We start from the raw sequence: 13,439 nt of genomic DNA on the forward strand, positions 1-13,439 counted from the left end.
GTGGGGAAAGCGCAGGAGCGGGGGAGCACCGGAATGGGGGGAAGCACAGGAGTGGGAGAGGAACTGATGACGACGACGGGTGTCCGGGGGACGGCAGTCGCCCCCGACGAGAGTGTCCGCGCCTGGCGTGCCTGTGCCGCGGCGACCGGTCCCGCCGACCGGGCGGCGGCCGAGGACGGTGTGCGCCGTGCCTACCGGCAGGCCGGTCTTGCCGAACCGGAGCGGGTGGTGTGGGCCGGCTCGCCGCGTGCGGCGGTGACGCTGATCCGGTCGATGACGGACACGGGTCCGAGCGTGCGCGAGGCCGTGCGCAGCGCGCCGTGGGCGGCCGAACGGCAGCGGCTGTACACCGAGTTGGGCACGGCGGGCTGGCCGGCGCACTGGGCGGCGACCGGTGGCCGGCTGTGGGACTCGACCCGGGCGCTGGTGGACCGGATCCAGGCCGGGATCCTGGAGGAACTGGCCGGTGGGGACACGGGGAAGGAGGCCGCGGAGACACGGCTGGTCCTGCTGGACGCGGTGCTGGGGCAGCATGACGCGCCGTGGCTCGCCGCGTTCGCCACGGACGGCGGTGCGCTCGACGGGCTGGCGACGGTGTGCCGCAACGCCGGCTGGTGGTGGCCGTTCGCGCGGGTGGCGGTGGTGTCGGAGCGGCCGGTGGCCCTGCACCGCGACGAGGCGGGCCGGCTCGACCGCGGCGACGGCCCGGCGCTCGCCTTCCCCGACGGTTTCGCCCTGTACGCCTGGCGGGGCATGCCGGTGCCGGCCGGTTTCCTGGCGGAACTGCCGGCGCTCACCCCGGAGCGGATCCGTGCCGAGGCGAACGCCGAACTGCGCCGGGTGATGCTGGAGTACTACGGCTACGACCGCTATCTGGCGGACTCCGGTGCCCGCCCCCTGCACCGGGACGGTACGGGGATCCTGTGGCGGATCGATCTCCCGGACGACGAGCCGGTGGTGATGGTGGAGGTCGTCAACTCCACCCCGGAGCCGGACGGCACCCGGCGCACGTACTGGCTGCGGGTGCCGCCGTCGACGCGGGAGGCACGGGAGGGCGTGGCCTGGACGTTCGGACAGGATGCGGACGTGTACCGGCCACTGCAGGAGACGTAGGGAACTGCCTGCCCGTTCGGGTCCTGATCCGCGGCCGGGGGTCGGCCTCGTCGAGCACGGCCCGCGCGGCGGCTCCCCGGGTCCCCGGACCCTGATCGAGCCGGGCTCCCGGTGGCACCGGCCGCTCCCGCGGGCGAACGGGCCGGGCATCGTGGACACGCGGTGCCCGGTGTCCGTCAGCCGGCCTCCGCCGGCGGCTCGGCCCGTGGAGGGGAGGCGACCCGGACGATGCGCTGGGCGGTGTCCAGCAACTCGCGGTTGCGCTTTTTCTGGGCGTCGGTGAGCGGCTGGGGCCTCGGTCCCCGGCGGTGCCAGAGCGAGGAGGCCGGAGGCTCGGGATAGGCGCGGGCGGAGGCGGTGTCGCGTCGGCTTCTGGTCATGGTGGTTCCAGCTGGGGGTGGTGGGATTCGTGCGTGCTCGCTCCCGCTCCCGGACGGGGCCTCACCGCCGTGCGTGTCCTGCGCGCGAGCGCCGCGCATGTCGGTCCACGAAGCGTCGCCGGCCGGTGGGATCGTGGGCGCGGTCGCCCGTCCCGTGGAGGGGTTACGGCTCGAACGGGTGGACGTGGAGCCAGCCGTACGGGCTCCTCCAGAGGCTCGCGATCGCCGCCGTCCAGTCCAGCTCCCAGCCGGGGCGGTAGCCGCGCGCGCCCCAGCCGTCCGACTGCTTGCGGGGGAGGTCGACACCGGCCTCACTGGCCGCGCGTGCCCGGTCGTAGGCCTCCTGGGCCGCCTCGACGGCCGCGCTGTGGCTCCCGGCCCGGCCGGTGAAGATGTGCATGCCCTGCAGGCCGGGAATCCTGGTGTGTCGGGTCGGGACATCGACCTCGTAGTAGGCGTGTGTCATGACGTCGATTCCTCCCTGGGCTCGGGTGGGGGTCACCGCGACCGCATCTGCCTCCGCGTGGTGCGGGAGGGGGCGGGACGGCGCGAAGCTTCCGTCGCGTCGGACATCGTCGGAGGTCGAGGCGATGCCCGACCGGGTAGGCCCGGAATCACGGCGGCCGTGCGGTGCGCGACCTTCGGCTCCGCGGATCGCGGAACACCGAGCACCCGATCGAGGAGACCGCGGTCGATCATTTCGATGCAGCGGGCGGCGCAGCGCTTGATCTTGTTCTTCATCTGTTCTCTCGGAGTCACGTACCGTCTGGTCTGCCGGCACATCTCCACGCTCCCCCGTAGACCGCCCGAGCCCCACCGGGATTGTCCCTAGTCGTCCCGTTCACACCCTCCGGCGCCTGCGACCGGAGCCACTTAGGTCGTCGACGCGTACGGCAACACACGTCCCTTCACGAAGGGCGCGGTCAGCCTCGACATCACAGGCCCGGGAGTCCTGGTCGGCGACAACCCCTTCCAGCTCGACGGCGCCGGCGGCGTCGGTGCCGTGTGGATCCGCACCCTGCCCGCCGTGTCCGGCACCATCAAGGTCACCGCGCGGCACGACGGCCATCCGGCCGCGAGCGCGAGCGTGGCCGTCGCCTACTCGGCCGCCGAGGTCGCCTGACAGTCCTGGCAGTGACGACGGGGCCGGTGCGAGGAGGCCGGCGGGGGCCGTCCGCTGCCTGGCGAGGGGTGGTCCGGGCCCGCCGTCCGCTCAGCCGAGGGGCTGTGTGGGGCCGCCGTCGTCCTCGGACGCCTCCCGCGGAGCGGTGGTACCCCGGGGGATCAGCTGGGTGGGCAGGACGATGTGCCGGGCCTGGTCCGCCTCGCCGTCGTCGATGAGCCGCAGCGCCAGCTCACCCGCCAGCCGGCCCATGTCCGACGGGGACTGGGCCACCGTGGACAGGTCGAACCACTCGGCCACCCTGTGGTCGTCGAAACCGATGACGGACATCCGGTCGGGCACCGGGATCCTGGCCTGGCGCAGGGTGCGGATGACGGCCAGCGCCAGTTCGTCCTGCTCGGCGAAGAGCGCGGTGGGCGGTTCCCGCAGTCCCAGCAGCCGCCCGACCCCCGCCACCAGGCCTCGTTTGTCCTCGGGCGTCATCATGACCACCAGTTCGTCGTCGACCGGGATGCCCGCCTCGGTCAGCGCCTGCTGATAGCCCAGGAGCCGTTCGCGCGAGCTGAAGCTGAAGCCGCTGGCCCCAGCCGTCGGCGCGAACGCGATTCGGCGGTGTCCGAGGTTGAGCAGGTGCCGGGTGGCGGTCAGGGCCCCGGCCACGTCGTCGACGTACACGCTCGGCCGGCCCGGGACGTGCTGGCTCACGTAGATCACCGGCATCCTGAGGTCGTCCAGCCGCGCCATCTCCTCGCCGGTGAGGTCGAAACCGAAGACGAGCAGCGCGTCGGCGTTGCGGCGGGCCGGGAGGCGCTCGAAGAACGCGGTGCGCTCGGTCAGGTCGGGGACGACGTAGACGTTCAGGTCCCGGTCGGCCATCCGCAGCAGCGGACTCAGGCTGGACAGCGCCGAGCCCATGAACCACGAGTTGAGCGTCGGAACGAGCACCGCCACGACCCCGGTCCTCCCCGTGGCCAGGCTCGCGGCCTGGCGTGAGACCGCGAAGTTCAGCTCCCGGGCGGCTTGTTCGACCCGGGCCCGGCCCTCCGGCGAGACGGTCGGCAGACCACGCAGGGCGCGGGAGACGGTGGACAGGGAGACGCCGGCTCGTTCGGCGACATCGGCCATCGTGGGGTGCCGTGGAGCGGGTGACATGAACGGAAGCTAGCACGGGGGTAGCCACTCTTTCCTGTGACTGATGACAGCGCCGTCATGGCAACCCTTTGAGACATATTGTTCTTTTTGTCCACATTAAGTGGATGCTATTGCGTCTCAAATGCTCATCCTATCGACACGTTTCGGATTGACTTGGCCGGAGTTCGCTCCTAATTTGCAAGCGCTGTCTCGACGGGATGCGACGACGCCGTCACCCACCCCTTCACCAGGGCTCTGACGTGCACGTTCAGCGAAATAGTGCCGTGACAGCACGGCTCACACGGGCGCTCAGCCGCGCCTTCGTTTCGGCACAACAGGAGAGACAGTGAAGACCAGCACCGCCAGATCCCTCCGGTGTCCCTCGGCGCTCGCCGCCGGGCTCCTCCTCCTCACCGCCTGCGGCACCGGCGCGGGCAGCGGTTCCGGGGGGCAGTCGGACAGCCTGTCCTTCAAGGGCCGTGGCCCGATCACCTTCGTGGCGGGCAAGGACTCCACCGGAATCGTGCAGAAGGTCCTCGACCGCTGGAACAAGTCGCACCCGAAGGAGAAGGTCACCTTCGTCCAGCTGCCGACGGACGCCGACTCGCAACGACAGCAGATGATCGCGAACGCCGAGACGAAGTCCGACGCCTACACGGTGCTCTCCCTGGACGTCGTGTGGACCTCGGAGTTCGCCGCCCACCAGTGGATCGACCGCCTGCCCGAGCAGCAGTTCCCGCTGGACAGCATGCTCAAGCCCGTGGTCGAGACCGCCAAGTACCGCGGAAACCTGTACGCGGCCCCCTCCAGCTCGGACGGCGGACTCCTGTACTACCGCTCCGACCTGCTGAAGCAGGCCGGCATCACCAAGCCCCCCAGCACCTGGTCGCAGATGACGGCCGACTGCGCGAAGGTGAAGAAGCTGCCCGAGGCGGGCGGCATGTCCTGTTACGCGGGGCAGTTGCAGAAGTACGAGGGGCTGACGGTCAACTTCGCCGAGGCCGTGAACTCCGCGGGCGGTGTCGTCACCGACGCGAACGGCAAGCCCGACGTCGACACCCCCCAGGCCAGGAAGGGGCTGGACTTCCTCACCGATGCCGTTAAGGACGGGACCATCCCGAAGGAGGCCGTCACCTACCAGGAGGAGGACAGCCGTCAGGCGTTCGAGGCGGGCAAGCTGATATTCGTGCGCAACTGGCCGTACATGTACGCGCTGACCGCGAAGAGCGACCTGGCGAAGAAGTTCGCGGTCGCCCCGCTGCCCGGCCTGAACGGCCCCGGCTCCTCCAGCCTGGGCGGTCACAACCTCGCCCTGTCGTCCTTCGCGAAGAACAAGGCCACGGCCGTGGACTTCATGAAGTTCTTCACCAACGAGGACAACGCGACCATGTTCCTGAAGGACACCTCACTCGCACCGTCGTACGCGCACCTGTACGGCGACCCGTCGCTGGTCAAGCAGTATCCGTACCTGCCCGTTCTCCAGCGGTCCATCCTGCACGCCGTGCCGCGTCCGCGGGTCGTGAGCTACGGCGACGTCACGTCGGCGATCCAGCAGGAGGCGTACGCCGCGCTGACCGGAAGCAAGAGCAGCGCGCAGGCCCTCAAGGACCTGCAGAGCGAGCTGCGGAAGTCCACGGCTCAGTGAGGGGTGCGGCCATGACCGACACGACAAGCACACCCTCCGCCCCGGTGCTCGACCGCGGCAGCGCCTCCGGGCGGGCGTCCGCGCCACCGCGCGCCCCTCGCCGCACCCGGAACCGGGCGACCGCGGGGGCGGGCCGCATGGCGGCGCTGCTGGTCTCCCCCACGCTCCTGGTGCTGACGATCGTGGTGCTCTACCCGACACTCACGGCACTGCGGGAATCGCTGTACGGGCCCAAGGGCCTGGACCCGAAGACCGGGTTCATCCGCACCACCGAGCCGTTCGTCGGACTGCGCAACTACGCGAACATCTTCGACAGCGCCGGGGACCGGTTCTGGAACGCCTTCTGGAACACCACGTTCTTCGCCGTCGTCACGGTGGGCCTGGAGACGGTGATCGGTGTGGCCATGGCGCTGATCATGCACCAGGCCTTCCGGGGGCGCGCCCTGGTGCGGGCCGGCATCCTCGTGCCCTGGGCCGTCCCCACCGCCATCTCCGGCCTGCTGTGGCGATGGATCTTCAACAGCAACGGCATCGCCAACGCCCTGCTCGGCCGCCAGATCCTGTGGACCACGGAGGGCTTCCAGGCCAAGGTCGCGGTGATCGTCGCCGACGTGTGGAAGACCGCCCCCTTCGTCGGGCTGCTCGTCCTGGCCGGCCTGCAGGTGATCCCGAAGGAGGTCTACGAGGCCGCCCGCATCGACGGAGCAGGCGCCATGCGCCGGTTCTGGCACATCACCCTGCCCCTGGTGAGGCCCGCGCTGGTGATCGCGGTGCTGTTCCGCTCCCTGGACGCGTTGCGGATGTTCGACCTGCCCTACCTCCTCATCGGCGCGCAGAAGACCTCGGTGGAGACCCTGTCCATGCTCGCCCAGAACGAGGCCGCCAACGTCCGCTTCGGACCGGCGTCCGCCTACGCCGTGGTGCTCTTCGTCTACGTCCTGCTCGTCGCGCTCGCCTTCGTCCGGCTGCTCGGCGCGGACCTCATCGGCGGCCAGGGCGCGGCGACGGCCCGCCGCAGGAGGCTCCGGGGCGTTCTGGCGCCGCGCCGCACGGAGGTGGCCGTATGAACCGCCCGGCGACATGGCGCGACCGGCTGCTGTACGTGGGGGTCGCCGCGGTGGTGGCCTACTGCATGGCCCCGTTCTACTGGATGGTGGTCTCCAGCCTGCGCCGCAGCTCCGACATCTTCGACACCTCGCTGCTGCCCGGACGCGTGTCGTTCGAGAACTACCGGGCGGTGCTCGACCCTTCCGAGGGGTTCAACCGCGCGCTGCTCAACAGCCTGGTCGTGGCCGGCACCACCACGGTGCTCGCACTGCTGCTGGCCACGTTCACCGCCTATGCGATGGCCCGGCTGGAGTTCCGCTTCAAGCGACTGATCCTGACGCTGATCATCGCCACCTCGATGTTCCCGGTGGTGTCGATCGTGGTCCCGCTGCTGAAGCTGTTCACCGACCTCGGCTGGATCAACACCTACCAGGCGATGATCGTTCCGAGCATGTCGTTCGCCCTGCCGCTGGCGGTGTGGAACCTGACCACGTTCTTCCGGCAGATGCCCGACGAGCTGGAGCACGCCGCCATGGTCGACGGCTGCAGCCGCGGCCAGGCGTTCATCAGGATCATCGTGCCGCTCGCCGCTCCGGGCATCTTCACCACCGCGATCATCACCTTCATCTCGGCCTGGAACGAGTTCCTCATCGCCCTGTCGATGACGAACAAGGCCGACATACAGACGGCACCCGTCGCCATGTCCAAGTTCTCCGGCGCCACCCAGTTCGAGATCCCGTTCGGCAGCCAGATGGCGGCGGGTGTCCTCGTCACCGTCCCGCTGGTGGTGCTGGTGCTGCTCTTCCAGCGCCGTATCGTCGCCGGGCTCACCGCCGGCGCGGCCAAGTAGGCCCCGTTTCCCCGTCCCAGACTCGCGAAGGACGCATCCCGCCGTATGACCCGTACCGCACCCTGGTGGCGCAGCGCCGTCATCTACCAGGTCTACATCCGCAGTTTCGCCGACGCCAACGGTGACGGCGTCGGCGACATCGCCGGCATCCGCTCGCGCCTGCCCTACCTGAAGTCGCTCGGCGTCGACGCCATCTGGATCAACCCGTGGTACAAGTCGCCGATGGCCGACCACGGTTACGACGTGGCCGACTTCCGTACCATCGACCCGGTGTTCGGCACCGTGGCCGAGGCGGAGGAACTCATCGCCGAGGCGCACCTGCACGGGATCCGCGTGATCCCGGACATCGTGCCCAACCACACCTCCGACCAGCACACCTGGTTCCAGGCCGCCCTGGCGGCCGGACCCGGCAGCCCGGAACGCGAGCGGTACGTCTTCCGGCCCGGCCGGGGCGGCGACGGCTGTGAGCCGCCCAACGACTGGGTCTCCTGCTTCGGCGGCCCGGCCTGGACCCGGGTCCCCGACGGCGAGTGGTACCTGCACCTGTTCGCGCCGCAGCAGCCCGACCTCAACTGGCAACACCCGGAAGTGCAGGAGGAGTTCGAGTCCATCCTTCGCTTCTGGTTCGGCCGGGGCGTGGACGGGTTCCGCATCGACGTCGCGCACGGACTCGTCAAGCACCCCGAACTGCCCGACCTGCCGCCCCGCGAGGAGAGTGCGGCGCCCGGCCCCCGGCGGCACGTCGACCACCCCCACTGGGACCGCGACGAGGTGCACGACATTTACCGGGCCTGGCGCAAGGTGGCCGACGAGTTCCCCGGCGACCGGTCCTTCGTCGCCGAGGCCTGGGCCGACACCCCCGAACGGCTCGCCGCGTACGTCCGCGTGGACGGCCTGCACACCGCGTTCAACTTCGACTTCCTGATGTCCGGCTGGAAGGCGAAGGACCTGCGCGGGGTCATCGACGACTCGCTCGCCATGCTCGGCGCGGTGGGCGCGCCGGCCACCTGGGTCCTGTCCAACCACGACGTCATACGCCACCCGAGCCGCTACGGCCGCCAGCAGGACACACCACGTTGCGCGGGTGAGCCGTACCGTCCCGAAGGCCCCCTGGACCTCGGACTGGGCACCCGGCGCGCCCGCGCGGCCGCCCTGCTCATGCTCGCCCTGCCCGGCGGCGCCTACATCTACCAGGGCGAGGAACTCGGCCTGCCGGAGGTCGAGGACCTGCCCGAGGACGCGCTCCAGGACCCCGTCTGGGAGCGGTCGGGACACACCGACCGAGGCCGCGACGGCTGCCGGGTCCCCCTTCCGTGGTCCGGGACGGCCGCGCCGTACGGCTTCAGCCCCGACGACGCCTTTGCCGCGCCCTGGCTGCCGCAACCGGCCGCCTGGGGCGGGCTGAGCGTCGAAACACAGGAGGGCGACGACACGTCGATGCTGGAGCTCTACCGCACCGCCCTGCGGCTGCGCCGCGAGCACCCCGCGCTCGGCGACGGCACTCTCACCTGGCTCGACGCCCCCGAGGACGTCCTGGCCTTCAGCCGCGAGCCCGGTCTCGTCTGCGTGGTCAACCTCTCGGCCGACGCCCACCCGCTGCCCGCCCACACCTCGGTCCTGCTGTCGAGCGGCCCCGTCGAGAACGGCCTGCTGCCACCGGACCAGGCGGCCTGGCTCACGGTGTAGGCATGCGGCACGGGAGTGTTCAACCGCCTTGAGCGGTTCGAGGGGCGGTTGGACACTCCCCGGTCCGGTCGCCGGTGCCGTGGTGACCGGCGTGGGAGAGGCGGGCGCACCCACGCGTGAGGCCGTGTGACGCGGCCGCGGGCACCCATCACGCGGGGCCGCGCGCGTCCGTCCCCGGGCCCGGTCCTCCCGCCGCCGGCTGCGGCGGAGCGCGCTCGACCCGCCGCCGCCCTGTCCGCCAAGTGGGTCCGCCGTGGCCGAGAACGATGCCTCCGGCTCGGCAGGCCGGGCCCGTCGTGAACGGTCACCGGCCGCCTGGACCGGTGACCCGGCGCAGGCCCGACGCGGGCCGCGGAGCGCGGAGGCAGGTCCTCCCCTTCTTTCTTTCGGACGGTTGACGGAAAAATTCGGCCTTCCTACCGTCCGCGGCATGCAAATTCCCGGTGGAGCGCATGCACTGGTCAGGCGTACCCATGAGGAACGCGTGCTGCGTGCGCTGCAGAAGAACGGCGCCCTGAGCCGTGGTGAGATCGCCCGTCTCGTCGGCCTGTCCCGCACCACGCTGTCCGAGATCACGGGCAGCCTCCTGCAACGGGGCGCCATCGTCGTCGTGGACACCGACGCCTCCAGCCGCGAGGGCAGCGGACGGCCGGCCGAGCGGCTGGCGCTCGACCCGGCGTCGGCGCAGTTCCTGGGCGTCGACTTCGGACACCGGCGCGTCCACGTCGTCATCGCCGACGCCTCGCACGAGATCATGCTCTCGGGCTCGGCCCGGTACGAGGACACGACGCCCTGGCAGACCCGGACGGATGTCGCCCTGGCGCTCGTCGACCGGCTGAGCGACGAGGCAGGCGTCCACTACGGAGCCCTCCAGGGCATCGGCATCGGCGTTCCCGGGCCCTACCCGGCACCGGAGGGGGGCGCCTGGCCCCGCGCGACCTCGGGAGCCACCCCCGTACGCCCGGCGCCGGAGGCCGTGGACCTGGCCTTCGCCGAGCGCTTCGGTGCGCCGGTGATCGTCGACAACAACACCCGGCTGGCCGCGCTCGCCGAGGCGATCAGCGGCGCCGAGAGCGTCGCGGATCTGGTCTACGTCCGTCTGTCGGACGGCGTTGGCGGCGGGCTCGTCGTCGGCGGCCAGTTGGTGACGGGCTCCAGCGGGCTGGCCGGCGAGCTCGGGCATGTGTCCGTCGCCTCGGGGAACCGGCCGTGCCGCTGCGGCAAGCACGGCTGTCTCGAGACGGTGGCCTCGGTTCCCGGAATCCTCGCCACCTGCTGGGAGTTCGGTCTGCGCCTGGAGAGTCTCGAGGAGCTGGCGGCGGCCGTGGCGCGGGGGCACCCCGTCGCGGACCGGGTGCTGCGGGAGGCAGCCGCGGCGCTGGGGCGGGTCCTCGGTGCGGCCACGATGACCCTGAACCCGGCGAAGGTGGTCATCGGCGGCGAGATCACCGGTCTGATACCCGTCTTCGTGGAGCAGGCCGCCGCCACTCTCGCAGGCGAGTTCTTCCCGACCGCGTCGGACGGCCCTGTCGTGGAAGCCGCGCGGCTCTCCGACGGCGATGGCGCCCTCGGCGCCCTCGCCGCGATCTTCCACCGCTCCCCTCTTCTGGCGCGGTACCCCGAAACCACGGATGTGAAGGGCCGTTCCGGCACATCCGGCGTCATCACAGAAAGAGCCGCCCATGTCCGTCCTTGACAAACTGGGCCCCGGCAAGCGACGACCCCCCTCCGGCACGGCGCGCGGAGCATCCGCCGGCGCGGGGCGGGACACGAAGTCCGCACCGGACCGCGAGCGGTCGGCGCAGCGCAGGCTGTCCCTGGTCCTCAACGCCGTGTCCGTCGCGCTGGGGATCGCCCTGTGGTGGATCCTGGCCGCCGCCGGCTTCAAGCTGCCGACCCCGCCCGAGGTCGTCTCCCGGGCCGGCACCCTGATCGGCGACGGCACGCTCGGCTCGGACGTCGTGGCCAGCCTGACCCGGGTGTTCATCGGCTTCGTCCTCGGCACCGCGGTCGCCGTCCCCGTCGGATTCCTGATGGGCTGGTACGGCCTGCTGCGCAGCCTGATCGAACCCTGGATCCAGTTCTTCCGGACCATCCCGCCGCTGGCCATCATCCCGCTGGCCGTGGTGGTCATGGGGATCGACGAGACCCCGAAGATCTTCGTCATCTTCCTCGCCGCGTTCCTGGCGTGCGTGATCTCGACCTTCCAGGGCGTGGTCAACGTCGATCGCACACTCATCAACGCGGCCCGGGTACTGGGCGCCGGGGACCTGACGATCTTCGCCCGCGTGGTGGTGCCCGCCTCCACCCCCTTCATCCTCGTCGGAATGAGGGTCGGTCTCGGCTCGGCCTGGGCCACCCTGGTCGCCGCGGAACTCATCGCCGCCCAGCAGGGCCTCGGCTACCGCATGCAGAGTGCCGAGCTCTACTACGACCTTCCCACCATCTTCGTGGGCCTCATATCGATCGGAATCCTCGGTCTGCTCATGGACCGGGTGCTTCTTCTCGCAGAACGCAAGCTCACCGGATGGCAGGAGCGCCGATGACCACCGAGCCGGCCAAGATATCCGTCCAGGGCGTCACCAAGACCTTCGATCTCGGCCGTGAGACCTTCACGGCGCTGGACGACGTCTCCCTCGACATCGCGGACCACGAGTTCGTCACCGTCGTCGGCCCCTCGGGCTGCGGCAAGAGCACGCTCATGAACATCCTCGCCGGGCTGGAGACGCCCACTTCGGGCCGTGCCCTGGTGGACGGGGCACCGGTGTCCGGGCCCGGCCCCGAGCGGGGAGTGATCTTCCAGCAGTACGCCCTCTTCCCATGGCTGACGGTCCGTCAGAACGTCGAGTTCGGCCTGCGCACCACAGGTGTACCGAAAGCCGAACGGCGTGCGCGGGCCGAGCACTTCATCGACCTGGTGGGACTCGGGCGCTTCGCCGACGCGCTCCCCAAGACACTCTCCGGAGGTATGCGCCAGCGCTGTGCCATCGCCCGCGCCTACGCGGTCAACCCCTCCATCCTGCTGATGGACGAACCCTTCGGCGCCCTCGACGCGCTGACCCGCGTCAAGCTCCAGGAACAGCTCCTCGACACCTGGAGCCAGGACAAGCGCACCGTGCTGTTCATCACCCACGACGTCGACGAGGCCGTCTTCCTGGCCAACCGGGTCATCGTCATGGCGGCACGCCCCGGGCGCGTCTACGACGTCATCGAGGTCGACCCCTCGATCGAGCGCGACGAGCGGTTCCGCCTCAGCCCCGAGTTCGCCGCGCTGCGCAACCGCGTGTGGCACTCCGTCTACCACCAGGAGAGCCGCACCGCGGCCGCCTCCGCCAACGAGACCGCGGACTCTGCCGCCCCGGTCTCGACCCCCGTCACCGAGATCTCGGCGACCTGACCCTCATGAACCGGAAGGAAATCGTCACCATGGCATCCTCCCTCACCCGCAGACACTTCTCCGCCGCCCTCGCCGGACTCCTCGGGACCGCGCTGCTGACCGCGTGCGGCGGCGGCTCGTCCTCCGGCGCGTCGACCGAGAAGGTGCGCTTCGGCTACATCGCCGACTTCAACGGAACCAGCCTGATCGCCATCGCCGACGCCAAGGGCCTCTGGAAGAAGCACGGCCTGTCCGCGGAGAGCAAGGTCTTCACCAACGGCCCGCTGCAGATCCAGGCACTCGGCACGGGCAACCTCGACTTCGGCTACATCGGCCCGGGCGCCATGTGGCTGCCCGCCTCCGGCAAGGCCAAGATCGTCGTGATCAACACCCTGGGCAACGCCGACCGGGTCATCGCCCAGCCGGGCATCACCTCGATGCACCAGCTCAAGGGGAAGACCGTGGCCGTCCCCCAGGGCACCTCGGGCGACATGATCCTCAGTCTCGCCCTGAAGAAGGCCGGCATGACCAAGAAGGACGTGAAGATCGTCCCCATGGACCCGTCGACCCTCGTCTCCGCCTTCGCCTCCAAGAAGGTCGACGCGGCGGGCTTCTGGTACCCCGCCGTCGCCACCATCAAGAAGCAGGTCCCCGGCCTGGTCGAGCTCGCCAAGGACAGCGACTTCCAGGACGACGTCTCCTTCCCCACCGCGTTCGTGGCCGACAACAAGCTGGTGGCCGACCACCCGGACAAGGCCAAGAAGGTCATCGCGGTCCTGCGTGACGCCATCGCCTACCGTTCCGCACACACCGCGGAGACCATCGAACTGACCGCCCACAAGCTCAACGTCCCCGTCGCCCAGGTCCGGGCCGACGCGTCCAACAACAAGCTGCTCGACGTCGACGAACTCGACAAGCTCACCAAGGACGGCAGCATCGACAAGTGGCTGACGGGCCTGAACGAGTACTTCGTCGAAGCGGGCGAGCTGAAGCAGCCCACCGACCCCAAGACCTACTACACCGGCGACCTCTTCACGGGGGCGGGCAAGTGACCCCACCCGGCGACGACAACGCCAAGAACGACAGGG

At 70.4% G+C, this 13,439-nt stretch carries 12 protein-coding genes; 9 read left to right on the forward strand and 3 right to left on the reverse strand.

The features are described 5' to 3' along the window. Positions 1 to 66: 66 nt before the first annotated feature. Positions 67 to 1,113 carry a DUF6745 domain-containing protein gene (locus ACZ7FF_RS34530; protein WP_470817376.1) on the forward strand — a complete coding sequence of 349 codons (1,047 nt, stop codon included), beginning with the start codon at positions 67 to 69 and terminating at the stop codon, positions 1,111 to 1,113. Between the two features lie 176 nt (positions 1,114 to 1,289). Here the strand turns inward: ACZ7FF_RS34530 and ACZ7FF_RS34535 are convergent, their stop codons facing one another. The 3 genes from ACZ7FF_RS34535 to ACZ7FF_RS34545 form a co-directional block, all read right to left on the reverse strand. Continuing rightward, entirely contained in the window at positions 1,290 to 1,493 is a 204-nt protein-coding gene (locus ACZ7FF_RS34535; RefSeq protein WP_470817377.1) for a hypothetical protein, read from the reverse strand. 163 nt (positions 1,494 to 1,656) lie between these two features. Then, positions 1,657 to 1,959, reverse strand: coding sequence for a hypothetical protein (locus tag ACZ7FF_RS34540; protein WP_470817379.1), 303 nt, complete (start codon positions 1,957 to 1,959; stop codon positions 1,657 to 1,659). A gap of 747 nt (positions 1,960 to 2,706) precedes the next feature. Then, entirely contained in the window at positions 2,707 to 3,768 is a 1,062-nt protein-coding gene (locus tag ACZ7FF_RS34545) for a LacI family DNA-binding transcriptional regulator (protein ID WP_470817380.1), read from the reverse strand. A gap of 325 nt (positions 3,769 to 4,093) precedes the next feature. On the opposite strand from ACZ7FF_RS34545, the gene ACZ7FF_RS34550 reads away from it, so the two are divergent. The 8 genes from ACZ7FF_RS34550 to ACZ7FF_RS34585 all read left to right on the forward strand — a co-directional run bounded on the left by ACZ7FF_RS34550 (position 4,094) and on the right by ACZ7FF_RS34585 (position 13,403). Then, positions 4,094 to 5,392 (forward strand): ABC transporter substrate-binding protein, encoded by a 1,299-nt coding sequence (locus ACZ7FF_RS34550; RefSeq protein WP_470817382.1) that lies wholly within the window; start codon positions 4,094 to 4,096, stop codon positions 5,390 to 5,392. An 11-nt stretch (positions 5,393 to 5,403) separates the two neighbouring features. Further along, complete coding sequence (locus tag ACZ7FF_RS34555; protein WP_470817383.1) at positions 5,404 to 6,459, forward strand: carbohydrate ABC transporter permease; 1,056 nt, start codon at positions 5,404 to 5,406, stop codon at positions 6,457 to 6,459. Continuing rightward, positions 6,456 to 7,289: a carbohydrate ABC transporter permease gene (locus ACZ7FF_RS34560; RefSeq protein ID WP_470817385.1), complete on the forward strand. Its 834-nt coding sequence runs from the start codon at positions 6,456 to 6,458 to the stop codon at positions 7,287 to 7,289. The genes ACZ7FF_RS34555 and ACZ7FF_RS34560 overlap by 4 nt, the downstream gene beginning before the upstream one ends. 45 nt (positions 7,290 to 7,334) lie before the next feature. Next, the gene (locus ACZ7FF_RS34565) at positions 7,335 to 8,975 is read left to right on the forward strand and encodes a glycoside hydrolase family 13 protein (protein ID WP_470817386.1); all 1,641 of its coding nucleotides are present in this window, start codon (positions 7,335 to 7,337) and stop codon (positions 8,973 to 8,975) included. Positions 8,976 to 9,405: 430 nt separating this feature from the next. After that, entirely contained in the window at positions 9,406 to 10,671 is a 1,266-nt protein-coding gene (locus tag ACZ7FF_RS34570; RefSeq protein ID WP_470817387.1) for an ROK family transcriptional regulator, read from the forward strand. Further along, the gene (locus ACZ7FF_RS34575) at positions 10,658 to 11,521 is read left to right on the forward strand and encodes an ABC transporter permease (RefSeq protein ID WP_470817389.1); all 864 of its coding nucleotides are present in this window, start codon (positions 10,658 to 10,660) and stop codon (positions 11,519 to 11,521) included. The genes ACZ7FF_RS34570 and ACZ7FF_RS34575 overlap by 14 nt, the downstream gene beginning before the upstream one ends. Continuing rightward, positions 11,518 to 12,372, forward strand: coding sequence for an ABC transporter ATP-binding protein (locus ACZ7FF_RS34580; RefSeq protein WP_470817391.1), 855 nt, complete (start codon positions 11,518 to 11,520; stop codon positions 12,370 to 12,372). The genes ACZ7FF_RS34575 and ACZ7FF_RS34580 overlap by 4 nt, the downstream gene beginning before the upstream one ends. 29 nt (positions 12,373 to 12,401) lie before the next feature. Further along, positions 12,402 to 13,403, forward strand: coding sequence for an aliphatic sulfonate ABC transporter substrate-binding protein (locus tag ACZ7FF_RS34585; RefSeq protein WP_470817393.1), 1,002 nt, complete (start codon positions 12,402 to 12,404; stop codon positions 13,401 to 13,403). Positions 13,404 to 13,439: the final 36 nt, after the last annotated feature.

The sequence above is a fragment of the Streptomyces sp. NPDC037126 genome (assembly GCF_055605965.1).